Source organism: Marinomonas sp. G8-14, assembly GCF_055808935.1.
On sequence record NZ_CM147891.1, the window covers coordinates 3,743,945 to 3,767,706 of the forward strand.

Here is a 23,762-nt window from a genome sequence, read left to right on the forward strand (position 1 = left end):
TAGCTACGCCGTTACTCGCTTAATAAAAGCGATAATTTCATCTGATACAGGAGCGGTCCTAAAGGCTTCTGCACCGTGACCCACACCGGGGACAACTTTCACTGTGACTTCGGTGCCAGCGTCAATGAGCAGCTCGGCAAAGTTCGTGGTTTGTCGCCATGGCAAGACAATATCTTCATGGCCATGCATCAATAACATGGGCGGCAAACCTGAACGAACATAGCTTGATGGGCTGATTTTTTTCAGCAAATCTGGGCGTTGTGCTGGTGGCTCGCCAAACATTTTACCAAGTGGTGAATCGATGCTGGTGTGATCAATTTCCATTGCGTCTTGGTCTGCGATCATGTCAGCTAGATTGTAAGCGCCATAAATGCCCACGACACCACGAGGTTTTAATTCTGGCACTGGGTGGAAGTCTGCTTCGCTGGTTGCCAAACACGCCAATGATGCTAAGTGTGCACCCGCCGACGTACCTGTTAATACCATACGGTCCACATCGATTTGGTACTCTTTGGCATGTTCAATAAGGTGGCGGATACCGTCGTTTGCGTCTTGTACCTGTGCTGGGAATTGTGCGTGCTGAGCCAAACGGTAACCGATACTGACGAGCGCAAAGCCTTGTTCTAGTGCAAACATTAAACGCACGGCTTGTTTGTCTCGACGTGACCAAGCGCCAGGGTGAAAGAAGACCACCACAGGCAGTGGGCCTGTTGCTCCTTCGGGAATATACACATCATAAGCTTGGCGCTCATGAGGTCCAAAGCTTACATCGCGAATGACTCGAACCCCCTTTGGTACTTCTGGAAGTGGAATGGGGGTGCCGTTGTGCTGGCGAGGTGCGGAATGTTGTTGATCGGACTGTGTCATGAGAAGCTGCTCCTAGCGTGAAAATGAGTCTCCGTAGCGCTTAGAGCCACGGAGCAGATCTATTAACGAGAAATATTGAAATTAACTTTGTCTTTGAACCATTTCGCTAGCCAGTCATAGGCTTCTTTGTTCAAAGGCTTAACAGAACCCCAAAGTGCACGGGCATCCTCACCCACATAAAGCTCGTAGCCTCCTAAGAATTTCTCTGTTGTATGACGGAAGTCTTTATTTTTCACTACTTTTGCAAAGGCTTTGTCATAGGTAGCCAGCACTTCTGGGCTAACAGAGGAAGGCAATGTAACCACTTTGCCTGTAGTGATGGCGGCCGCCGTTAAGCCATAGTAGGCATCGTAAGCTGGGCCAGTCAGAGGCTTACCGTGTACTTCTTCGTACAGTTCTAAGAAAGTCGGAATGTTGGGGAAATTTGGATCACGAACAATTTTGCCATGAGGATCAATGATGCCAGACGCCATCAATGGAATGGCTTTACCCTGATCGACCAACGGCTGTACTGAGTTGGCATAGGCTGCGGTTGTTTGATGGTCTACAGTGAATTCACCACGTTCAAAGCCAATACGACTGGCACCACGCTCAAGTCCCCAAACAGACTTAATTTTCACACCTAATAGATCAAACATGAGCACGGTGAGAACGTCGGCTGAGTTTTGGCGGCCACCGCCAAAAGTTAACTCATCATCTAAGACTGCCTCGATGTCCCCTGGGCCTTTCGCACCAGTTTCTGGGGAAACGTACAGAATAGGTGCCATAGGCGCAATAAAAACAGGTGTTAGGTCATCTATGTCAAAGCGGATTTGGCGATCTTTCAGCGTGCTGGCGATAAACAGAGAAGACGACATAGATATAATGTCTGTACCATCTGATTTGGCGCTACGTGCAAAACGGTTCGTAGAAGGGATACCGCCACCACCGAGCTCGTTACGAATCAGAATCGTCGGCTTGCCCGGTAGCGCATCGCTAAGATAAGGCGTAAGCGCACGAATTAGAGTGTCACTCCCACCCCCTTCACTGAACGGCACAGTGGCATTAATACGGTCGAAATGTACATCACTTGCTAGCGCTGGCAGCGAAAAGCCAACGGTCAGTGCAGTTGCCATCACAATTGATTTTACTATCATTTTTATTCTCCAAATCAGAAGTAATCCCAAGGGTTAAGGGAAAGAACCCAACCATCCGGTAGATAAGTGCCAGCTTGGAAAGTGAGGAACAGGTAAATCCCCATAATTCCAACGATACCGAGCGCAATGGCCCAGATTCGCGCTTTGGCTTCTACGTAAAGGAAAGCAGCCATAAATAGGCTAGCGCCAGCAAAGAAGCCGAAGCACACCATTGACACAATGGCCCCAGTTACCCAGCTGGCGGTTCTAACAAAGGAAACCGAATAAGGTTCATCGGTGACCAAACTGTCATCCATGGCCGAAGGTGCACCACGGGCGACTTGTATCAAACACCAAAGCGCTGCCAGCAAGCCAATGCCTGCAACGACTTGGGGAAACATACGGCCTAAAGGCAGCATGTCAGACACCATCCATAAAGCCCCCGAAAAGGTCACGGTAAACAGCGCTGGCAAGACGATTTGAGTAGGACGGGTTCGTTTCAGTTCAGGGTTCACTTTTTGATTGCGTGAGGTGATATAGGCGCTCATAACGGATCTTACGATCACCAAAGCTACAATCAGCGACAACACCAGCACGATAGGACGCGTGAAGAAGTCCCCAATGCTGTAAAGTTGCGTCACCTGATACAAGGTTTTTTCAAGGTTTTCTTGCAGCACAAACCCAATTAGGAATGCAGGGCGAGAGAAACCAAAGCGCTTCATCGCCACACCAAGCATGCCGAACGCCAACACCATGAGAATATCGCGAGGGTCGCGGTTTACTTGTAGCGTGGCAAACGAAATAGCCACAATTAGGAAGGGGGCTAACCAAGAGAAAGGAATCTGAGTTAGTTTGGCAAGATGGCGAGCAAACAAGAAGCACATCCCCGCACCAATAATATTGGCTAGAGCTAATGCCCAGATCATTAGGTAAGTGATGTTGATGTCCGCACCAAGCATGGCTGGGCCGGTTGAATGCCGATCATGATCAGTGCTGACAATAGCAAGGCCGTTGTGCCGGAACCGGGCACGCCAAATAGCATAGTCGGCACTAAGGCTCCACCTAGCACGGCGTTGTTGGAGCTTTCTACACCGATGACGCCACGTACATCGCCTTTACCGAATTGGCTTTTGTCTTTTGCTGAACGCACGGTTTGACCATAAACGATCCAGTCAACAACAGCCCCAGCAACCCCTGGCATCGCCCCGATAAGACAACCCACCGCGGCTGAGCGTAAAACAATCCACTTGTTGTTTAAAACGTCCAAAATACCTTGTTTGGTGCCGTGGCCGATGGTTGGACGTTCAGAAATACTGCGGTTGCGCTGAATCAAATCGACAATTTCTGGTACGACGAATATACCGATTACACAGGCAATCAGCGACAAGCCATCACCAAGGTAGAAAATACCGAAATCAAGACGTTGTTCACCCGTTGCAGGGGCGTAGCCAATAGAAGCGACAATCATGCCGAAAGCACAAATAACGACCCCTTTGGTGATGCTCCGACCAGACAAAGCAATGACACTGGCAACCCCGAAAATAATCATCATCAGGATTTCAGGAAGGCCAAAGTAGAGAATAAATTGACGCGCAAATTGCAGCGTAATTGTGAGAACGAGGCCCCCAAATAGACCGCCGAATACGGAGCTTAGAAAGCCTGCGGATAAAGCGCGAGCGGCTTGCCCTTTTTTAGCCATGGGAAAGCCATCTAATACGGTGGCTTGAGAAGAAGCGGAACCCGGCACGCCGAGTAACACAGAAGTGATGGTGTCGCCTGTATTCACCGTGGCCAACATGCCCATAATCATAGCGATTGCGGCATTAGGATCCATTCCGTAAATAAAGGGAATGAGCAGCGACAAACCAGCAGCACCGCCTAGCGCGGGCAGAATCCCTACAAAAAGCCCCAGTAGCGCACCGCCAAACAAATAGACGAGCGTGGACAGGGAAAAAACGTTTAATAGAGCATCATACATTATTTTTATTACTCCAAGTATTGCCTGAACTTAGGATAAAACCATGATAAGTAAAAACTAAGCATTAGTTACAGTCATCTTTTCTAACACAAGCAATAGTTTTTCTATTGCTATAGAAGATGGGGCAAAGTCATTTTGAGCCGTGTTTTAGGTTGAAAAAGCGAAAAGTATGGCGGTTAAGTGAGCCAATTAATGTCCAAAGAGAAGATACAAAAACACCCCACACAGAGGACCTGTGTAGGGCGTTGGCGTGTTGGAACGCGCTTTTTTGCTTAGTTGCGAATCAGGTAGTCGAATGCGCCTAGGGCGGCATTGGCACCAGATCCCATGGAAATGATGATTTGCTTGTACGGTGCGGTTGTTACGTCACCCGCGGCGAACACGCCCTCCATGGAGGTACGACCATGCGCATCGACAACTACCTCACCACGATTGGTTAGCTCTAGCGTATCGCGCAGGAACTCACTGTTTGGTACTAAGCCAATTTGCACGAAGATACCTGCAACATCCACAAGGTGAGATTCATCGGTTAGGCGGTCTGTGTATTTCAAACCGATAACACGTTGTCCATCACCTAATACTTCCGTGGTCATGGCGTTTTTGATGATGGTGACGTTGGGCAAAGATTGCGCTTTTTTCACCAATACATCGTCGGCACGTAAGGTGTCACTAAATTCCAGTACGGTCACGTGTTCAACGATACCAGCCAAGTCGATGGCGGCTTCGATACCAGAGTTACCACCACCGATCACGGCCGTTTTCTTGCCTTTGAATAATGGGCCGTCACAGTGTGGACAGTACGCCACGCCTTTGTTGCGGTATTCTTGCTCGCCCGGTACGTTCATTTCTCTCCAGCGTGCACCTGTTGCCAAGATAACGGATTTACTTTTCAGAATGGCGCCGTTTTCAAGCTCCACTTCAACCAAGTCTTTCTTCTCTAGGCGAACGGCTTTTTGCGTTTTCATCAGATCAACATCGTAATCGAGAACGTGTTGCTCAAGACCTGCGACCAGTTTTGGGCCGTCGGTGGCTTTTACCGAGATAAAGTTTTCAATCGCCATGGTGTCAGACACTTGGCCCCCGAAGCGTTCAGCAACCACACCAGTGCGAATGCCTTTACGCGCTGCGTAAATCGCGGCGGCTGCGCCTGCTGGGCCACCACCAACGACTAATACATCGTATGGGGCTTTTTCAGATAGCTCGGCAGCTTGTTTGTCTGCGGCGCCGGTATCGACTTTGTTTAGAATCTCATCCAATGTCATGCGACCTTGGCCGAAATGCTCACCGTTTAGGAAGACGGCGGGTACGCCCATGATATTGCGCTCGGTGATTTCGTTTTGGAATACGCCACCGTCAATCATGGTTGCCGTGATTTTAGGGTTTAGCACGGACATTAGGTTTACCGCTTGCACAACGTCTGGACAGTTATGACAAGAGAGGGAAATGTACACCTCAAAATTTAATTCGCGGTCCAGTCCTTTGATTTGCTCAAGAACGGTTTGTGCCGCTTTGGATGGGTGACCACCTGCTTGCAATAGCGCCAATACCAAAGAGGTAAATTCGTGGCCCATTGGGATGCCTGCAAAACGAACGCGTGGTGCTTGACCTTGTGGTGCAATGGCCATTTGTGGCGCACGACCCGCTGGGTTTTCGTCTACAGACAAGGAAATTTTATCGCTGCGTAACTCGATAATTTCACGAGCTAGGCTAAGTAATTCTTCAGATTTCGCTGAACCGTTTGTGGACACAGTAATCTCAATCGGATTAACGATGTTTTGTAGGTATGTGCCCAACTGTTGTTTGATGTTTGCGTCTAACATGATGTTTAACCCGTTTGTCGTTAAGTGAACAGTATTACAGTGCCGCTAAATTTCGAGCGTAAGATGTCGGACCATCTTCGTTGTGGCCTGAGGTTCCATAGCTTGAAAAGGTGTTTGGGCTGTGTTTACCTTGCACTGGAAGGCAAAGCCCAGTGTTAGGCGTGGGGCGCCTAACACATTTGAAGGCGTTTAGATTTTGCCAACTAGGTCTAGAGATGGCGCAAGAGTCGCTTCACCTTCTTTCCATTTCGCTGGGCAAACTTCACCTGGGTGAGCCGCTACGTATTGTGCTGCTTTTACTTTGCGCATTAGGTCTTCAGCGTCACGACCGATACCTTCTGCTGTGATTTCCATCGCTTGGATGGTGCCTTCTGGGTCGATCAAGAAAGTCGCACGGTCTGCAAGACCTTGGCCTTCACGCATCACACCGAAGTTGTTGGTGATGTTGCCAGTTTGGTCGCCTACCATGTAGTAGTTGATTTTGCCGATGGTTTCAGAGCTGTCGTGCCATGCTTTGTGAGTGAAGTGTGTGTCTGTAGAAACAGAGAAAACTTCTACGCCGCGAGCTTGAAGATCTGCGTAGTGGTCCGCTAGATCACCTAGTTCAGTTGGGCAAACGAAAGTGAAGTCAGCTGGGTAGAAGAAGAATACAGCCCATTTGCCTAGCACGTCTTTTTCAGAAATTTCTACGAATTCGCCGTTTTTAAAAGCTGTTGCGTTGAATGGTTTGATTTGTGTGTTGATCATTGTGTTTCTCCTAATGTGTTTGAGTGCGTTACCAACAGGACTCATATTAGGGAAAACGAGAATATTAATAAAATTGTTATTATCTAAAGTTTTAATTGCTAAAAACTATCAATCCATTTAGTCAGGGTAGGCGGTACGGATTTTTTCTATTTCAGGCAAAATGTGCGGCAGCAGCTCGATGAGTTTGGGATCAAAGTGCTTCCCAGCATTTTCATTCATGTACTGCATTGTGTCTTTGAGTGACCATGCTTCCTTATAAGGACGTTTTGATAACAAGGCATCCAATACGTCGGCGATAGCGACAATACGTCCTTCTAACGGAATACTGTCTCCTTTGAGACCATATGGATAGCCAGTTCCATCCCATTTTTCGTGATGAGTTAAGGCAATGACTTCAGCCATTTTTAGCATTGGGTCGTCATCACAATCACCTAAAATTTTGGCACCAAAAAGAGTGTGCTGTTTCATGATCTCCCACTCATCTGGATCGAGCTTTCCAGGTTTCAATAGAATGGAATCGGCAATGCCTATTTTACCTACATCGTGCATGGGAGCGGCATTAAAAAGCATTTCCACCCATTCGTTGTTACCGCCATAAACTTCAGCAAGCAGTCGGGAGTAGTGACTCATGCGAATCACATGGGCGCCCGTTTCATTGTCTTTGTATTCTACGGCACGGCCTAGATGGTGAATGATGCGTAAGCGATTACGTTCTAATGACTGCGTGCGTTCTTTGACTTTGTCTTGCAGCTGTCTATTTTGGTTATATAGGGCAATGTGAGTACGAACTCGAGCTTTGACGCGAGGGGGACTAATGGGTTTGGTAATGTAATCAACAGCACCCAATGCAAAACCTTGCTCTTCATCACAGGGGTTGGCCTTAGCGGTCACGAATAAGACGGGAATATCAGACGTAATGGGGTTGGCTTTTAATTGGCGGCAGACTTCGTAACCATCCATTTCTGGCATCATCACGTCCAATAAGATCATTTCTGGCTTGGGAAAGCTTTGGGCGATATGAAGTGCTTTTTTACCATTGGTCGCCACTTTAAGATCATAGTCGTTGCGTAGTGTCGCCGCCAATACATCAATATTATCGGGGGTATCGTCGACAATTAAAATGGTCGGTCTTTGTGGGCTATGTTCAGACATAAGGTCTCTATCAGTCATGAGTTTTGGTCGGCCATCAAGATGTTAAGTTTGTCGATTGCCGTGTCAAAGTCATAACGTGTAATGGCTTGACGGATAGCGTGGATAAGGTGACTTTTGTCTGTTCCTTCCAAGATCGCTTCTAGCTCCACAGCAACAATATCGGCATCCAGTTTATCATTTGATAAAAGCTCGTACAGCTTGGCTGTTAGTGCTTGATAATACTCAGTGGACACGGGTTGTTGTGTTATTTTTGCGAGTGTTAATGTCTCTTTTTGTGTCTCTTTTTGTGCCTTTATCGGTGGCAGGACACGCAATAGCTCAGCTTCTAAGTCGGTAAGTGCATTTGCATAATTGGCCTCAGGGTTCTGGCAGATAGTCTCTAACTCTGCGGCTTTTGTCATTACGTCCAGCATACCGATATTACCCGCATTACCTTTTAGTGTGTGTAGCAAACGAAGGGCATCCTCTCGCGTCTCTGCTCGATGCATCAAGCCTTTAAATTGAGCAATAAAGTCTTGCTGAGTGTCATAAAAACGGAATAGAAGTCGCCATAAAAACGCGACATCGTATTGTGTAACCGCGAAGCCCTGTTTTGATGTCAACGCCAACCAGCATATTTAAATTTTGTTGATCTTCCAAGCTTAATGCTTTTTGTGCGACGTGGGCGGTAGTTGCACCATAGCTTGTGCCAGCTGACTCGGTTTGATCCATTTTTTTAATGTCTCAAACATGTCGTTGACTTGTATAGGCTTAGAAATATGGTCGTTCATGCCACATTCTAAGACTTTTTCTTTATCACCAGATAGGGCGTTGGCGGTCATAGAAATAATCGGTAAGTCACGGTACTTGGGGTCTTTTCGGATAATTCGTGTCGCTGTGTAGCCATCCATGATGGGCATTTGACAATCCATAAGAATGCCGTCGTAGGTATTTTTTTCAAGTTTGTCTAGCGCTTCTTGGCCATTATTCGCGGTGTCGACGACGAGACCGTGATTGATCATCAGCTCTTGGGCCAGCTCTTGGTTAAGGAGGTTGTCTTCTACCAATAAAATGTGCGCTCCAACCAGTGTTCGAGTGTCAATCTGAGAGATCAAAGCATGTTTGATAGGTATGCCATGATCTAAGTGTAAGGCTTGGATCATGGCATCAAATAAGGATGATGGTGTCACTGGTTTGGTTAAGAAGCCAGCAATGTCAACCCCTTGGCTGGCGCGCCTTGCTTCTTCCAAGCTGTAAGCCGTCACCATGAGTACAGTTGGAAAGTCTTCAATCTCTTGGTGTTGTGCGTGTAGGGCGCGACAGGTTTCTATACCATCCATATTGGGCATTTGCCAATCAACTAATACCAAAGAAAATGGGTCGATTGTTTTGTTGATTTCTATGATGCGTAGTGCCTCTTCACCACTGTTAACAGAAGTCGCTCTGAGTCCAAAATTGTCGACGATGTTATGTAATATTTCTCTTGCTGAGTCATTATCATCGATGATGAGAACTCGGTGTTTCAAGGGTAAATCTGGGGTATCTTGAGAGACCGTTTGGCTGCGCTCAAAGGGTAGCGTGAAATGAAATGTACTGCCCTGATTAATGTGACTTTCAACCCAAATATTGCCACCCATTAGGTCGGTAATTTTCTTCGAGATCGCTAGGCCAAGGCCGGTACCGCCAAATTTACGTGTTGTTGATGAATCCGCTTGAGAGAAAGATTGAAAGAGACGCGACTGTTGTTCTTCTGTTATGCCTATGCCCGTATCTTTGACGCAGAAATGTAACACCAGTTGCTCTTGTTTTTGTTTGAGTAGGTGCGCCGAGATGATGATTTCACCTTGATTGGTAAACTTAATGGCGTTATTTCCTAAATTAAGCAAAATTTGCCTTAATCGCATGGGATCGCCAGTTAGATAAGATGGCAAGCTTGGAGAGAGATCAAACAGCAACTCAAGGGATTTCTCTTCGGCTTTCAACGACAGTATATTCGCTACATCAGAGAATACATCATCTATTCTGAAATCGATTTGTTCTATGTTTAGCTTGCCCGCTTCAATTTTGGAAAAGTCGAGAATATCATTGATAATACCGAGCAACGAATTGGCCGAGTGACTGACTTTTTCGATATAGCCCCGTTGTTTATCATTTAGGTCTGTTAATAATGCTAAGTGAGACATTCCTATGATGGCGTTCATCGGTGTTCTGATTTCATGGCTCATGTTGGCAAGAAAATCACTTTTCGCTCGGTTTGCTTGCTCTGCTTCGTCTTTAGCGATTTCTAGCTCATGGGTTCGATTTTTCACCTCTACTTCAAGTTGCTCTTGGTGGGCAATTAAAGCATTTTCAGCCAGCTTACGTTGACGGATGTTGTGCCAAGTGCATAAGGTGGCTGGATGGTTGGAAATGGCGATACTGGCCATGGTGATTTCAGCAATGAGGGGTTGTTGATTCGCATCGGTAAACAGCCATTCGAAACGATGATAGCCTTGTTTTTCAACCTGCTCGATGATGGCTTCTAGCTTGTGAGAAGAGCGATATCCATTGGCTTGGAGCAATGGGCTGAGTTCGTCCATGGTTTTGTTTTTTATGGCTTGTTCATGGTCGAATCCAAGCTGTTCAAATGCGGCTTTATTGCATTCGACAATACGGTGTCCTGATAATATCCACACAGGATCGGGAGACAATTCAAACATTGAGCGGAAACGGTTTTCGCTGTCGACGAGATCAGACAGTTGTTTTTTGACACGTCTAGACACTAACCAAGACAAAATTAACAGCAACATAATGCCAATAAATGCCGTAGTGGTCATTTTTTTAGCAAAATCGTTGAGGCGGTTCTCAACGGCTTTATTCACTTCTTCCGATTGCTTTTGTACCTTCTCACCAATCGAATCCAACATCTTAGGTAAATCTTGAAATGCGCTGTAGAAACGTTGTTCTAAAAGAATACGATCAGACTCGAGTTGTAACTCGTTGATGCGCATTTGGTAGAGACTGAGTCCAGAGGGCACAATAATGCCACGCTGCTGGTTGATATAATAGTCTGCGCCAAACAGGCTGTAAGCCAGTAAATTGGTTAGCTTGGCGATGTCTTTGGCGGTGTCACTGAAGTCTTGGTTTAGTTGTTCTGGAAGGGCGTTAAGGCGTTCTAATAGTGGTTTTATGCCATTGTCTTTAATGTCGATGAGATTATCTTGGTTGGCTTCAGTGAGCATAAAATTAATGAGCACTCTTAAGTCCGAAAGACTTAAGAGAATTTGCTGCATTTGGTGATAAATTCGTTGATTACCCAATTCAATGTATTTTAGTGCCAGCGCGTTTTTGCTGTTTTCTGGACCGTTATTAAAACGGTGCAAAATAACCGCCTCGTCAAGACGCATGCGTCCTTCTATGCTATTGAGGTGCTCTCGAATATTCTCTAGTGCCGTTAAGGTATTTTTTTTATAAGAAACAGAATCGATATAGTTTTGTTTGAACGTATTACGTTGTTGATTCCATATTTGCGTGTCTATGGTTAATTGCAATATTTGGGTGAAGTTTTTGTTGAGCGCCATGGACAAGCTTTTTAGCTCAGAGTCTCTGCTCTCGGATTGGTTGAGTAACATGATGGCATGATCAATACGTTTGACCTGTGTCGCAGGTGGGTAAATGGCTTCTGAGTTTTCTTTTAGTGCTTGTCGCAGGCGATATTGATGGGCGGGTAATAATTCTCGTAACTCCGCTGAGGCAAATAATAGCTCATCTTGAGAGGTACGTGCTTTGTTATAGGTATTTTTTAATTCGGTTAACGCCGTTGATAGCATGATGGTAAATACTATGGTCATCGTCAGAGCAACAAAAGTCAGCAGCCATACTAAGGATCTGATGCTTGTATGTGGCCATGTGATCCATGTCTTCATTGTGCTTTTCCTGTTGCGTCTAGAGGCATTATGTCACTTAAATAAAGTGTGGGTACTTTGGTAAAAGGAATAGGGATTAATTTACCGTCTTTTAATTGCGTTAGCCATATCGAGTGGCTGGCTTGATGCTCTGCTGGTGATAACGTCAGCGGTACACCAAGGCCAATATCAAATTGATTCAGTGATTCAAGCGCGTCGATAATGGTTTCGTGGTTTATGTGTTCAGTATTAAGCAGTGCTGTTGTGAATATTCGGGCAGCAATATAGCCTTCGAGACTTAAAGGGGTTAACGGGTTCTGAGGTGAAAATCGAGTCATATCTTGATGAAAATCGACAATGATGGGTAAGCTTTTTTCTTCAAAATGCGGCACAACCTGCGAAATGATGATTTTGGCAGGCACATCTTGCAGTTCTTCTATGAATAAACGACTACTCATAAACGAAATTCCGATAAACAAAGGGTCCAGGCCATACTGGCGAGTTAAGCGAATGAATTTTGCACTGGGTGCTGCGCTCCCCACAATAAAAATCACTTTGGGTGTTGGGTGGCGTATTAATAAGTCTGCAACCGCATGTTCTACCGCGAGAGTATTGCGAGAATACTCCATTTGAAATAGACCTTCTTGGTGTTGAATACCATACTTCTGCATCAGTTTAGTTAAGTGGTTTTTACTTGTGTTGCCAAACATATCTTTTTGATTGAAAAGAGCAATGTCGCTTTCTTTTAATAAATATTTTTTCATTAAAGCATCGAAAGCGGCGGTTATTTCTTCTTCATAACTGGCACGATAGTTGATGATGTAGCGGTCTGGGGTTTTGGGACGAATGATGGATGATCCTGTGACAGGGGCAAAAAGCAGCGTTTTTGTTTCTGTCGCGATAGGGGCACTGACCGCTACGGTAGGTGTGCCAAGATTTCCAAACAAAGCGGTAACTTTTTCTTCTTTAATAAGACGCCTAGTGTTAGGCGCTGTTTGCCTTGGGTCATAAGCATCATCTAGGGTTGTTAGCTCAATAGTGTGCCCAGTTCTGTTATGAAAGCGTGCGAATCCTGCTTGCGCTCCTGCAAGAAAATCTTCTCCCATTGATGCATTATCCCCTGAAAAGGCGCTGCTCATTCCTAGGGTTATCGTTTGAGCCGAATGACTGTAGATTGAGCCACATAGAGTCATTATGCCAACTAAAAAAGGGACAATGATTTGGTGAAAGCGAATCATAATGTTGCTTTACTCCCTAAAATGGCACTAATTCTCAGAGTGCTTATTATATTTTATCGTTACTGCCTTCAGTGTAGGAGATTTTTCGAAAATAGCATGGTGGGTTGTGTGTTGAAATTGTCTTGATTTGTTATCTCGTAGAGTGCGGAGAGGGGGGATCTTGCGAGTGAAATCTCCTCTTTTGTGATTAAAGAGGAGATTTTTAGATCGTATTATTGAGAGCTTAGCGCCATTGAGCGAGTCGGGCCATTTGTAAATGACGTTCCTGCTCGGCCTGGTCTACGGTAATGGGCGTGAATTGGATAATATCGCCCGGCTTTTGTTGCGCCAAGATACTGCCGCCAACGCGGGTAACACAACCTATTTTCGGATAACCTCCGATGGTTTGTCGGTCTTGCAGCAAGACAATCGGCTGGCCGTCTTTCGGGACTTGAATCGCACCATAAGCAATACCTTCCGAAATGATCCCTGTTAAGTCGCTGTGAATGTCTTGGCCTTCCAAGCGATAGCCCATGCGGTCTGAGTTCGACGATACTTTATAATCGCTCGAGAAAAAGTTTGCCCGTTCTAAAGAGGAAAAAGACCGATATTGATAGCCTAAAATGACCGGTATTTCTTTGTTGCCATAATTTGGGATCGCCAAGCGTGGCACAGAGCGTTGCTCATGTTCATGGCAGACTTGATACCCTAATAAATCGCCTTTTTGCAGCTTGTCGCCTTTGCCTGTGAAGCCCGCCAATTTTTTCACGCATCACCGTTGCGACACTGCCTAGCGTCGGCTCGCAGTGAAAACCGCCTTTTACTGCAAGATAAGCTCGCAAGCCCCAAATTGGCTGGTGGAAGGCTAATACATCGCCTTTTTTAATGGCGTAGGTTTGCCAAGGAGTGATGCTTTTATCGTTCAGCGTCGCCGCAAGATCCGCCCCAGTGATAGCAATACTGGTATCGGCTTGCGCTTCTAACACGAACATGCCAAAGGTGACTTCGATCTGCGCACTATTGCTGTCGTTATCAAGTAGGGCGTTGGCCCAACGAAAGGCGACTTCGTCCATCGGGCCGCCCGTGGTAAGGCCGATAGATTGATGACCATGTCGTCCTAAGTCTTGAATCAGTGCTAATAAGCCGGGTTTGATTACTTTAAAAGCCATCGAGCTGCCCTCCTAACACTAAGAATTCATCTCGAGAAATAGGCTCGAATCGCACCGAATCCCCCATGGCGATAAGAGCAAGGTTTTTGCTGCCCCAGTCGATAAGATTCACGGGCGTGCGGCCAATAATTTGCCAGCCACCGGGCGTCACACTGGGATAAACCGCTGTTTGATTTTCTGCGAGCGCCACACTGCCAACGGGTACTTTTAAGCGTGGCGTGGTTTTTCTTGGCACATGCAACTCATCTGGCGTATTACCCAAGAAGGCGAACCCTGGTGTAAAACCAATGGCGTAGGCTCGATAGGTTGTTTCGTGATGGCGTTTAATTATCTCATCGATACTCAGCTTGCAATGGCTGGCAACGTCTTCGATATCAGGCCCGACTTCCTTACCGTAATACACAGGAATGACCACCTCACGCTGATCTTTGATTGAAAAATTGTTGGGATCGATGGTTTCAATAGTTTTGCGGATGGTTTTAAAAATGGCGAAACGATCAAAATGATCGTCGTCAAACACCACCAACAGTGTGGTGTAAGACGGGACCAAATCGATGACACCAGCAAGGCTTTTTAAACGTTGCGTAACCTGAGCAATGTAGTTAGATGTTGCTTCGCTAATCACCTTACTAAAGGTCAACAAGCAGGCCTGATTACTGACCATTTCTATATTCGGAAAATCGTCACGGCTCATGATTTATTTCACGTTTGCTTTGGTGGGTTGAGAAAGCTTTAAACGATCCACTAAAGAGCGAATGCGCGTAACAGCTTCCAGTGCATGAGCACCATCGCCGTGCACGCAAATGGTATCAGCATGGATTGCAAGCTGTTTGCCAGATGCCGTCGTCAGGGAGCCTGTTTCGCATAATTGTTCGACTTGTTTTTCGATCAAATCGAAACTGGCGTGAACCGCATTTGGCTCTTTGCGTGGCATGAGTCGCCCTTCGTCTGTGTATAAACGATCTGAGAAGGCTTCAAACCAAACTCGAAGGCCATATTTTTTTGCCATCTTCTGTATTTCAGGCGCTTCTGGCACGGCCATCACCATCAGTGGCATGGTAGCGTCTAGTTCGCTTACTGCTTGCATCACTGTGTCTAATACGGTGAAGTCCGCCATCATGGTGTTGTACAAGGCGCCATGGGGTTTGACGTAATCTACTTGAGTATTTTGGCTTTCGCAGAGGCCTTTTAATGCACCAATTTGATACTGAATAATGGCTTTTAGCTCCGCTGGCGCGATGTCCATATTGCGACGACCAAAGCCAACCAAATCTGGGTAAGCGGGATGTGCGCCAATAGTGACATTGTGTTGTTTTGCCAAGGCAACGGTTTTCGCCATGGTTAGCGGATCAGAAGCGTGAAAGCCGCAGGCGATGTTGGCCTGATCAACAAATGGCATGATTTTGTCGTCTAAACCCATTTTCCACGCGCCAAACGCTTCGCCCATATCGCAATTTAGTTTCATAATTGACTCCTTTCTAGTGTCTAGTTTTGAGACATGGTCGTTGGTAAGTAAGTGACTATTTCAGGAAAGATACTGATTAACAGAATAGCCAGACCGATGAGCAAAAAGAAAGGCAGTGCCGCTTTTGCCACATACAAGATGTTTTTCCCAGTCAGTGCCTGAATTACAAAGAGATTAAAGCCCACCGGCGGGGTGATTTGCGACATTTCCACCACTAACACAATGAAAATACCAAACCATAACAGATCAATATTGGCGGCTTGTACCATAGGCAATATCACTGCCACAGTGAGTACCACAACAGAAATACCGTCTAAGAAACAACCTAAAATCACAAACAATACGGTGAGGTATAAGATCAATTCCATTGGCGATAAAGACATGCCAGAAATCCATAATGCCAAGGCTTTAGGTATGCCTAAGAAGCCCATCGCAAGCGTCAAAAAGTGTGCGCCAACTAGGATGAAACCAATCATACAGGAGCTTTTTACTGCACCTAATAGGCTGTCCATAAAACTATGACGGCTAAGGGATCCAGTACAGGCTGCCAGCACCAATGCCCCTGTGACACCAATGGCCGCTGCCTCCGTTGGTGTAGTAATACCACCATAGATAGAACCCAGAACAAAACCGATTAAGCCCACCACTGGCAAAAGTTTACGCAAGCCTTTGATGCGTGCTGACCAGCTGGTTTCATGACCTGTTGTTTTGGGCAATTCATCTTTGTGTAAATAGCCCCAAATCATGGTAAAGCCCATAAATAGAGACACTAATAACAAGCCTGGCAAGGCTCCGGCGATAAACAAACGCGCAATAGACACTTCTGCCGCTACACCATACACAATCAAAATAATCGATGGTGGAATGAGCAGCCCTAGGGTTCCGGAGCCAGCTAGGGTTCCGATGGCCATACGGTCGCTGTAGCCCTGTTTGCGCAGCTCTGGCAAGGTCATGCGACCAATGGTCGCTGCGGTTGCTGCCGAAGACCCAGACACCGCGGCAAAAATGCCACAACTGAGAATATTCACATGCAGTAATTTGCCCGGCACGCCGCCTAGCCAAGGTGATAAACCTTTAAATAAATCCTCAGACAAACGCGTGCGAAATAAGACTTCCCCCATCCAAATGAAGAGTGGCAAAGCGGTCAGTGACCATGCGGTGCTAGCGCCCCAGCTAGAGGTGGCAAAAAGCAAATCCACTTGATAATTTTCAGACAAAATTAAGCCTAACCCCCCAATAGCGATAAGGGTAAACGACACCCAAACACCCAGTGACAGAAGGGCGAGCATAGCGAACGCCAATAAAATAGAGATCCACATCATGTCCATTAGATTTCCTCCAATGACAGAGCGTCTTCTTGTTCGCTGTAAGTGGGCTTTTTACCGCGGATAAGCATGACTAAGGCATCCAAAATGGCCAGTGTTAACGCAATGACGCCAACGGCAACGGGGACTTGAGGAATCCAAAGGGGGATCGGAATATAGCCATAAGAGACTTCATTATAAATATAAGACTCATACACCATGTAACCGCATGCGTAAGACAAATAGCACAGCAGCGCAAAAGATAAGGCTAAAATAATGCCTTCTTGTATCTTGCGAGGTGTGGAAGAAAATCGTTGTATGAGTAAGGTAACACGAATGTGACCACCTTCACGAAAGGTGTAAGCCAAGCCCAAAAATGTGGACGCGGCTAAGGCATAACCAGCAAAGTCTTCCGCAGAGGGCACAATAAAACCGAATAAACGACCGACGATTTGTGCTAATAAAAGTAAGGTAATAATAACGATACACAAACCGGATAACAGGCCAGAGCATTGATAAAGTTTGTCTTTGAATTGGCTCATAGTGTTCACTTTTTTGAGGAGCAATGAGAGAACCTCCACCTAGCCTCCCCCTTAACGGGGAAGGCGTATTTACTATCACTCCCCTTATGTCTTTGAAGGGGGTTAGGGTGGGGTTCGTTATAGAGACTTAGTTTTGGTAACGGGTCAGGATGTCACCAATCTCTTTTGGTGCTTCGGCTTTCCATTCTTCCGTCATCGTTTTACCAATGGCTTTTAATTCTTCAATGAGTTGCGGCGATGGGTCTGACACAGTCATACCATTTTCTACCAAGGTTGCCTTGTCTTTTTCTGCACGCGCAGCCACTTTTGTCCAGCCTGCGGCTTCCGCGTTTTTCGCTGCATCGAGTACTACTTGTTGAGTGGCTTTATCCAAACGGCGGAAAGCACGTTTGTTTACGACTATGATGTTTTTAGGAATCCATGCTTTGATGTCAGTGTAGTTGTTTACATAATCCCATGCTTGACTGTCCACACCAGTTGATGGCGACGTGATCATCGCTTGGATAATCCCCGTACTAAATGCTTGGGGAATGTCAGGCACTTGAATGGTAGTGGGCGTGGTGCCCATTAAGTCTGCAAGACGAGAGGTCGATGGGCTGTAGGCGCGCATTTTTTGGCCTTTCAGATCCGCCAGGCTTGTTACGGGATCTTTGCTGTAAAGGCTTTGTGCGGGCCAAGCAACGGTGTAAAGCAGCATCATGCCGTCTTTATCTAATTGTTGTGTAATAGCTGGTTTTGCCGCTTCCCACAGTTTCTTAGCGTCTTCAAAGGAGGTCGCTAAAAATGGGATATTATCGTGCTTATAGATAGGGTTTTCATTGCCCAAAATACCTAAAAACACCTCTCCCATTTGTACTTGTCCAGATTTTATAGAGCGGGGGATTTCAGTGTGTTTGACCAAAGAGCCACCAGAGTGAACCGTGATCTCCAGCTCACCATTGGTCTTGTCTTTGATTTCTTTGGCAAAGTCGTAGGCGATTTGAGTAGGCAAATTGCCATCACCGTACGGGGTTGGCATGTGCCATTTTTCGGCAAAGCTCGCCGTCGACGTAAGGCCGCTAATCGCGACGCCCCCTATTAATAGTGCATTGCTAAGTTTTGACATGGTTTTGTTCCTCTTCTAAGTATTATGCGTTTTTTATTGTCAATGAAGCCGTGTTATTTGTGCTTATTGCTTTACTCCGTCCAAGGAGAGCTAAAACACTGCGAGATCTGTGTCTAAAATATCCGTTATCAGCATTTTTCCGGGAGCATGAGTAATGCAAATCGGTGGTTTGGCATTACGAATCGCCACTTGAGGAGTTACACCGCATGCCCAAAAGACCGGAACTTCACCGTCTTTTACACTGACGGCATCACCATAATCTGGTTTGCCTAAATCTTTGATGCCAATGTCTTGTGGTGAACCAAAGTGTAGTGGAGAACCATGGGCCTTGGGAAAGCGAGTGGTGATTTGAATGGCACGAATGGCGTCTTTTGGTACATAAGGGCGCATGGTTACCACGGTATTACCAAAAAAACGTCCGGCTGGCACGGTGGCAATATTGGTTTCAAACATGGACACGTTGACGTCTTCTTCAATGTTTCTTGGTGTTAACCCTGCTTGTGATAACGCATGTTCAAAAGAAAAAGAACAACCCAGTACGAAAGCTACCATGTCATCTTGCCATAAATCTTCAATATCAGAGCGGCTTTCGACTTTCACGCCATTGCGGTACACATAGTATTCAGGGATATCATGGCGCATATCAATGTCGTTACCGAGTTCTGGCATGCTAAAATCACCCACTTCAGACACGCCAATCAAAGGGCAAGATACTGGATTTTTTTGACAATAGAGCAAAAAGTCATTCGCCCAATCGGCTGGCAAAATTACCACATTACCTTGCATTGCGCCCTGTGCTAAACCACTGGTAACGCCAGTATGCGCCTTACTACGAATGGCTCGGCGCAATTCAGATGTTTGTTGCAGTAAGGGTGACAGGGCTTGTTTCATTTTCGTTTTCCTTATTTTTGCCACAATGTGTTTTATTAAGAGTAGATCCAGCACCTACGAAAAGTCTAATCGTGTTTTTTTGGGTATTTTGATCAATTTTTTTATCAAGCCTGCGGTGATGATTATTCTCTCTTTGACGGAACGGATCAAGCGAGGTAATTTCCTAGACTAAATCAGGATGTTATTGCATGCGACTATCGGTCAACACACATCCCTAAACGTCTAGTAGCGAGCGAACATATGACGCAACCAACACTACCGAATTTTGCTTGGCAGGATAGAGAGCTTGTTAGCAAGTGGAATAGGGCTTTAGATATTATTGATACAAAAGGCCAAGCGGTTTTTACTGAGCTGTTTGATTATGTTGAGCCCCAGCAAGGCCCATTAAACGGGGCGATTGTCTCGATCAAAGACTTGTTTCAAGTTCGAGGCTATAAGACGCAAGCTGGATCTGTGTTTCTTGATGCCAGCCCTGCTGAGCAAGATGCTGCCGCCGTGGCGTTGCTAAGAAAAGCCGGTGCGAGTTTGTTGGGTCACACCAATATGACAGAGCTGGCGTATTCGGGATTAGGCCTAAACCCTCATTATGGCACGCCGGAAAATCCAATTCATGCGGGTCGTATCACTGGCGGATCCACCAGTGGCGGTGCGGCGTCGGTTGCTCTAGGCATCGCCGATGCAGCACTTGGCACCGATACGGGCGGTTCATTGCGAATACCGGCAGCGTTTTGTGGTTTGACTGGCTTTAAGCCCTCGCAACACACTGTTTCCAGAAAGGGGTGTTTGCCCTTGTCTGATTCACTCGATTCGGTTGGCCCAATAGCGAAAACAGTAGAAGAGTGTGAATTGCTCTGGCAGGTATTGTCTGGCACTGCGCTGTCAGCTGACATAAAGAACAGTATGAACGCGGATGGACTGCGCATTGTCGTGCCAAGCAACTTTGGTATGAATGATCTAGATGCGTTGGTTGAGGAAGGTTTTGCCGATCAATTGGCTCACCTTGAAGCAGCTGGTGTGGTGGTTGAAAGACGGTTTGTTGACGCGCTAGAAACCTACAAAACCTTACCTGTTTGGCAGTTTTCGGCTTTTGAAAGTCAGGCGTTTTATTGTCAGAACTATGATTTGGAAACAGCCGATATTGATCCGCGCGTGGCCTCTCGTATCGCTCGCGCGAAAACCATTCATGCAGAGGATTTTCAGCAGACAAAAGCGGCTAGGCAGGCTTTTATTGAGCGAATGGTCAAAGAGGAGCCACATAGCGTTTTCTTGCTACCGACGGTGGCTGTTGTTGCGCCAAAATTGTCTGATTTAGTCCAAGACTCAGAATACGATCGCTTAAACTTGCTGTGCTTACGCAATACGTCGTTGGCCAATGTGTTAAACGGTTGCAGTATTTCCTTGCCGTTTTGCTTTGAGCAAGAGCCCATGGGATTGATGTTAACGGCTGGCAACGGTAAGGATCAGGTGCTATTGGATTTAGCGAAACAATTAGCGTCTATTATAAAAGGCTAATCATGGCGCTTGTTTCTTGTTGTACTCTTCGGCGGCGATGACGGCAATGTTGGTGGCCACTTCGGCAATAGGGTTAAAGGGTTCGTCTGAATAAGACGCAGTGAAGGTGAGATCGTTGGGTGTCCAAACCGCCCTGATTTTTCGCAGGCTTCCCGCTTCCAATTCTTTTGCAATCATGATGTTAGGCAATGTGGAAATACCCACCGCGTCAATCGCTAAGCTACGGCAGGCGGCCAATGACGTTGACGCAAAAAAGTGCGCAGGTGGCCCATCGAGCCTCGCGGAATTTTTGACTGATTTCGACATAGGGTTTGGTGGCACGAGCATAAGTAATGATGGGCCATTTGGCTAATTCTTCTAAGTATAAAAGTCGATCAGGTAGGTCTAAATTTGGGGCTCGCTACCCAAGACAGGGAAAACGTACAAAGCTCTCGGTTAACGATGTTTGGCTCGGAAATTGGCCCCATTAATAATCCCAAATCCAGTGACCTGTCCTTGATGCCATTGCTTAAATTGGCGGTGATGTCGACCGTCATTTCGACGTCGAGATTGGGCATGTCTTTGTTAAGTCGAGATAGAAAATCGGGTAGCCAAGTATTCACTATGGTTTCTGAAACCCCTAAACGTAATATGCCCGAGTAGGCGGTAGAAAGACCGGCGCGTTTTCGTAATTGCTCGGTTTGGTAAAGAATTTTTTCCACATAAGGCAGTAATTCTTTGCCTTTTGAAGTCAACGTAATTGGGCTGGAGCCGCCCTCTCTGTCGAAAAGTTTAACGCCTAATTCGGTTTCTAATCCAGAAATTCGAGCGGAAATAGCGGGCTGTGTAGTATGTAAGCGTTCAGCCGCTTTGCGAAAATTTCCTAATGAGGCAACCCAAACAAAGGTTTCAAGGCGTTTGTAATTCACGTTGTGGTTACCTCCAGAGTCATGAAAAAATAAAATTGTAAGATGATTTAAAAGGGTATAAGGCTAATCCGATTTCAGCAATCTTTTCCTTAAGTTGTATTAGAGTCATAGGAGTGGCATAAAGCTTGCGGTATGCTATACGCATCTTTATAGGATCATTTTAATCATGAACAAATTGGTTGCATTATTGCTCAAAGGGTTGGTAGCGGTTTTACCGATTGGTTTGACTGTCTATTTGATCTATTGGTTGTTGGCGACGGGCGAGGCCATTGCTCAACCTGTATTGTTGTTGCTGATTCCGGATGCATTGTATTTTCCAGGATTAGGTTTATTGGCCAGTTTAGCGTTGCTGGTTCTCACTGGACTTTTAGTGAATCTATATGGCTTTCGTTATTTGGTGAAGTTAAGCCATAACATTCTTGAACGCATTCCGTTAGTAAAGTCCATTTATGGCGCCATCAAAGACATGATGATGGTGTTCAATCTCGCAGAAAAAAAGAAATGAAGAGTGTCGTATCCATCGAATGGAATGGTGCGCAAGTGATTGGTTTTATCACCGGAGAACAAACCGGAAAGCGGCTCTTCAAAGAGCAAGATCTGGTTGGTGTTTACGTACCGTTAAGTTACCAAATTGGCGGTATGACTCTTTATATTTCACGGGATCGTTTGACGGAATTAGACATAGGCGTTGAAGAAGCCATGCGCCTTGCTTTGACCGCTGGAGTGCAATCCTCCAAGGCTAAATAATGCCAGTTTCTTTATAGAGATCATTGGGAATTGGCCTAAAACTCTTTATCATGCGCTTCTTTTTTTAGTAACTCCTTAGAGTGATGTTGGTTAGTATGCAAGATGCGTTGCAAACGCAGAAAACAGTCATTGTTGTTGGCGCTGGTCCTGCGGGCTTGATGTCGGCAGAGGGTATTTGTGCCGCGGGTCATCAGGTGCATGTGTACGATGCAAAACCCAGTGCCTGCCGTAAGTTCTTACTGGCGGGGGTTGGTGGTATGAATATTACGCATTCCGAAGCTTACTCAGAATTTATTCAGCGTTATTACGACAAAGCGGAATGGCTTAGCACACCAATCAGCCAATTTAATGCCGATGCCTTATGTGAATGGATTCATGACTTAGGTATCGAGACGTTTGTTGGCACATCTGGCCGAGTTTTTCCTAAAGATATGAAAGCCGCTCCTTTACTGCGCAATTGGCTCAAGCGCTTGCGTGATTCAGGTGTGCAGTTTCATATGCGTCATAAGATGGTTGGCTTGTCGGCTAATGAAGTGGTGTTTGATCATGCAGGCGACAGTGTTGTTGTTCAGGCCGATGCCATTGTCCTCGCAATGGGGGAGCCAGTTGGCCAAAGTTGAGGCTCAGATGGTGCTTGGCTTCCGGTATTGACTGAAAAAGGCGTCACCGTTGCGCCATTACAAAGTGCAAATTGTGGTTTTTATTGTGAGTGGAGTGAGCATTTACAAACGAAATTTGCAGGCAGTCCATTAAAAGATGTGGCGTTTTCTTTTACATTTGAAGACGGACAAGTGGTGACGAAAAAGGGAGAATGCATTGTCACTCAGGATGGTATGGAAGGCAGTCTTATTTATGCATTTTCTAAATATTTGCGTGATGGCATTAACCATTCAGGTCAATCGTCTTTATTGATGGATCTTTTGCCTTTGCAAAGCGAAGAGCAAGTCATCAAGAAATTGCGTCATATCAAACCAAAAGAATCTTTTAGCAAGTACTTAAAACGTACGCTGAACATAACGGGTGTAAAAACGGCGTTGTTACATGAATCTTTTCCTAAAGACGCCTTTCAGACGCCAGAGACGCTCGCGCGATGCTTAAAAGCCATGCCGGTTCACTTTTATAAAACGAAACCCATTGACGAGGTTATTTCCAGTGCCGGTGGGGTGTGTGAAAGCAGTGTGAATGACATGCTCATGTTAAAAGCCATGCCCGGTGTGTTTTGTGCGGGTGAAATGCTGGATTGGGAAGCGCCAACGGGCGGTTATTTGTTAACCGCGTGCTTTGCTACGGGGCATTGGGCCGCTCAGGGTGTGAATAAATTCTTAACGTAGTGTGCGCACATTAGTGTTTTAAGTTTTGT

19 protein-coding genes and 3 pseudogenes are annotated in these 23,762 nt (G+C 46.0%); 3 read left to right on the plus strand and 19 right to left on the minus strand.

All coding sequences use genetic code 11. The features are described from left to right. Positions 1-3: 3 nt before the first annotated feature. From AC0L6V_RS19055 to AC0L6V_RS19135, 17 genes and pseudogenes are all read right to left on the minus strand, one after another. A complete protein-coding gene (locus tag AC0L6V_RS19055) occupies positions 4-867 on the minus strand; it encodes an alpha/beta hydrolase fold domain-containing protein (protein ID WP_409418923.1) in 864 nt (287 codons plus the stop codon). Between the two features lie 62 nt (positions 868-929). Further along, entirely contained in the window at positions 930-2,003 is a 1,074-nt protein-coding gene (locus tag AC0L6V_RS19060) for a type 2 periplasmic-binding domain-containing protein (RefSeq protein ID WP_418138509.1), read from the minus strand. Between the two features lie 14 nt (positions 2,004-2,017). Then, positions 2,018-3,960 (minus strand): annotated as a pseudogene (locus AC0L6V_RS19065) (tripartite tricarboxylate transporter permease). 272 nt (positions 3,961-4,232) lie between these two features. Further along, positions 4,233-5,780 carry an alkyl hydroperoxide reductase subunit F gene (gene ahpF, locus AC0L6V_RS19070; RefSeq protein ID WP_265219929.1) on the minus strand — a complete coding sequence of 516 codons (1,548 nt, stop codon included), beginning with the start codon at positions 5,778-5,780 and terminating at the stop codon, positions 4,233-4,235. Between the two features lie 189 nt (positions 5,781-5,969). Then, entirely contained in the window at positions 5,970-6,527 is a 558-nt protein-coding gene (gene ahpC, locus AC0L6V_RS19075; RefSeq protein WP_265219930.1) for an alkyl hydroperoxide reductase subunit C, read from the minus strand. Between the two features lie 117 nt (positions 6,528-6,644). Then, a complete protein-coding gene (locus AC0L6V_RS19080; RefSeq protein ID WP_265219931.1) occupies positions 6,645-7,679 on the minus strand; it encodes a response regulator in 1,035 nt (344 codons plus the stop codon). A gap of 14 nt (positions 7,680-7,693) precedes the next feature. Beyond that, positions 7,694-8,281 carry an Hpt domain-containing protein gene (locus AC0L6V_RS19085; RefSeq protein ID WP_418138510.1) on the minus strand — a complete coding sequence of 196 codons (588 nt, stop codon included), beginning with the start codon at positions 8,279-8,281 and terminating at the stop codon, positions 7,694-7,696. Positions 8,282-8,320: 39 nt separating this feature from the next. Further along, positions 8,321-11,563 carry a hybrid sensor histidine kinase/response regulator gene (locus AC0L6V_RS19090; RefSeq protein ID WP_418138511.1) on the minus strand — a complete coding sequence of 1,081 codons (3,243 nt, stop codon included), beginning with the start codon at positions 11,561-11,563 and terminating at the stop codon, positions 8,321-8,323. After that, a complete protein-coding gene (locus AC0L6V_RS19095; protein ID WP_265219934.1) occupies positions 11,560-12,780 on the minus strand; it encodes an ABC transporter substrate-binding protein in 1,221 nt (406 codons plus the stop codon). The genes AC0L6V_RS19090 and AC0L6V_RS19095 overlap by 4 nt, the downstream gene beginning before the upstream one ends. A gap of 223 nt (positions 12,781-13,003) precedes the next feature. Further along, complete coding sequence (locus AC0L6V_RS19100) at positions 13,004-13,528, minus strand: 5-oxoprolinase subunit C family protein (RefSeq protein ID WP_418138512.1); 525 nt, start codon at positions 13,526-13,528, stop codon at positions 13,004-13,006. Continuing rightward, on the minus strand, positions 13,449-13,928 hold the full coding sequence (locus tag AC0L6V_RS19105; protein WP_265219936.1) for a 5-oxoprolinase subunit C family protein: 480 nt from the start codon (positions 13,926-13,928) through the stop codon (positions 13,449-13,451). Before AC0L6V_RS19105 ends, AC0L6V_RS19100 begins: the two co-directional genes overlap by 80 nt. Beyond that, positions 13,918-14,622 (minus strand): 5-oxoprolinase subunit PxpB, encoded by a 705-nt coding sequence (gene pxpB, locus AC0L6V_RS19110; protein ID WP_265219937.1) that lies wholly within the window; start codon positions 14,620-14,622, stop codon positions 13,918-13,920. The genes AC0L6V_RS19105 and pxpB overlap by 11 nt, the downstream gene beginning before the upstream one ends. A 3-nt stretch (positions 14,623-14,625) precedes the next feature. Beyond that, positions 14,626-15,393, minus strand: coding sequence for a 5-oxoprolinase subunit PxpA (locus AC0L6V_RS19115; RefSeq protein WP_265219938.1), 768 nt, complete (start codon positions 15,391-15,393; stop codon positions 14,626-14,628). Positions 15,394-15,413: 20 nt separating this feature from the next. Continuing rightward, positions 15,414-16,721 carry a TRAP transporter large permease gene (locus AC0L6V_RS19120; RefSeq protein ID WP_265219939.1) on the minus strand — a complete coding sequence of 436 codons (1,308 nt, stop codon included), beginning with the start codon at positions 16,719-16,721 and terminating at the stop codon, positions 15,414-15,416. Further along, positions 16,721-17,239, minus strand: a complete 519-nt coding sequence (locus AC0L6V_RS19125; protein ID WP_265219940.1) for a TRAP transporter small permease — start codon at positions 17,237-17,239, stop codon at positions 16,721-16,723. Before AC0L6V_RS19125 ends, AC0L6V_RS19120 begins: the two co-directional genes overlap by 1 nt. 127 nt (positions 17,240-17,366) lie before the next feature. Next, on the minus strand, positions 17,367-18,344 hold the full coding sequence (locus tag AC0L6V_RS19130) for a TRAP transporter substrate-binding protein (RefSeq protein WP_265219941.1): 978 nt from the start codon (positions 18,342-18,344) through the stop codon (positions 17,367-17,369). A gap of 90 nt (positions 18,345-18,434) precedes the next feature. After that, a complete protein-coding gene (locus tag AC0L6V_RS19135) occupies positions 18,435-19,235 on the minus strand; it encodes a putative hydro-lyase (RefSeq protein ID WP_265219942.1) in 801 nt (266 codons plus the stop codon). Between the two features lie 240 nt (positions 19,236-19,475). On the opposite strand from AC0L6V_RS19135, the gene AC0L6V_RS19140 reads away from it, so the two are divergent. Continuing rightward, a complete protein-coding gene (locus AC0L6V_RS19140) occupies positions 19,476-20,747 on the plus strand; it encodes an amidase family protein (RefSeq protein ID WP_409418928.1) in 1,272 nt (423 codons plus the stop codon). Here AC0L6V_RS19140 and AC0L6V_RS19145 read toward each other — a convergent pair whose 3' ends face one another. Continuing rightward, complete coding sequence (locus tag AC0L6V_RS19145; RefSeq protein WP_265219944.1) at positions 20,748-21,053, minus strand: type 2 periplasmic-binding domain-containing protein; 306 nt, start codon at positions 21,051-21,053, stop codon at positions 20,748-20,750. It abuts the gene before it with no gap. A 68-nt stretch (positions 21,054-21,121) separates the two neighbouring features. Next, the gene (locus AC0L6V_RS19150) at positions 21,122-21,655 is read right to left on the minus strand and encodes a LysR family transcriptional regulator (RefSeq protein ID WP_265219945.1); all 534 of its coding nucleotides are present in this window, start codon (positions 21,653-21,655) and stop codon (positions 21,122-21,124) included. 166 nt (positions 21,656-21,821) lie between these two features. On the opposite strand from AC0L6V_RS19150, the pseudogene AC0L6V_RS19155 reads away from it, so the two are divergent. Together AC0L6V_RS19155 and AC0L6V_RS19160 are read left to right on the plus strand one after the other, a co-directional pair. Then, positions 21,822-22,402: pseudogene (locus AC0L6V_RS19155) on the plus strand (DUF502 domain-containing protein). A gap of 95 nt (positions 22,403-22,497) precedes the next feature. Then, a pseudogene (locus tag AC0L6V_RS19160) lies at positions 22,498-23,733 on the plus strand (TIGR03862 family flavoprotein). The last annotated feature ends 29 nt before the right edge of the window (positions 23,734-23,762 follow it).

Coding starts and splice junctions, on each gene's coding strand:
- AC0L6V_RS19055 (WP_409418923.1), bottom strand. CDS start 867: ATGACACAGTCCGATCAACAACATTCCGCACCTCGCCAGCACAACGGC.
- AC0L6V_RS19060 (WP_418138509.1), bottom strand. CDS start 2,003: ATGATAGTAAAATCAATTGTGATGGCAACTGCACTGACCGTTGGCTTT.
- ahpF (WP_265219929.1), bottom strand. CDS start 5,780: ATGTTAGACGCAAACATCAAACAACAGTTGGGCACATACCTACAAAAC.
- ahpC (WP_265219930.1), bottom strand. CDS start 6,527: ATGATCAACACACAAATCAAACCATTCAACGCAACAGCTTTTAAAAAC.
- AC0L6V_RS19080 (WP_265219931.1), bottom strand. CDS start 7,679: ATGTCTGAACATAGCCCACAAAGACCGACCATTTTAATTGTCGACGAT.
- AC0L6V_RS19090 (WP_418138511.1), bottom strand. CDS start 11,563: ATGAAGACATGGATCACATGGCCACATACAAGCATCAGATCCTTAGTA.
- AC0L6V_RS19095 (WP_265219934.1), bottom strand. CDS start 12,780: ATGATTCGCTTTCACCAAATCATTGTCCCTTTTTTAGTTGGCATAATG.
- AC0L6V_RS19105 (WP_265219936.1), bottom strand. CDS start 13,928: ATGGCTTTTAAAGTAATCAAACCCGGCTTATTAGCACTGATTCAAGAC.
- pxpB (WP_265219937.1), bottom strand. CDS start 14,622: ATGAGCCGTGACGATTTTCCGAATATAGAAATGGTCAGTAATCAGGCC.
- AC0L6V_RS19115 (WP_265219938.1), bottom strand. CDS start 15,393: ATGAAACTAAATTGCGATATGGGCGAAGCGTTTGGCGCGTGGAAAATG.
- AC0L6V_RS19120 (WP_265219939.1), bottom strand. CDS start 16,721: ATGGACATGATGTGGATCTCTATTTTATTGGCGTTCGCTATGCTCGCC.
- AC0L6V_RS19125 (WP_265219940.1), bottom strand. CDS start 17,239: ATGAGCCAATTCAAAGACAAACTTTATCAATGCTCTGGCCTGTTATCC.
- AC0L6V_RS19130 (WP_265219941.1), bottom strand. CDS start 18,344: ATGTCAAAACTTAGCAATGCACTATTAATAGGGGGCGTCGCGATTAGC.
- AC0L6V_RS19135 (WP_265219942.1), bottom strand. CDS start 19,235: ATGAAACAAGCCCTGTCACCCTTACTGCAACAAACATCTGAATTGCGC.
- AC0L6V_RS19140 (WP_409418928.1), top strand. CDS start 19,476: ATGACGCAACCAACACTACCGAATTTTGCTTGGCAGGATAGAGAGCTT.
- AC0L6V_RS19145 (WP_265219944.1), bottom strand. CDS start 21,053: ATGTCGAAATCAGTCAAAAATTCCGCGAGGCTCGATGGGCCACCTGCG.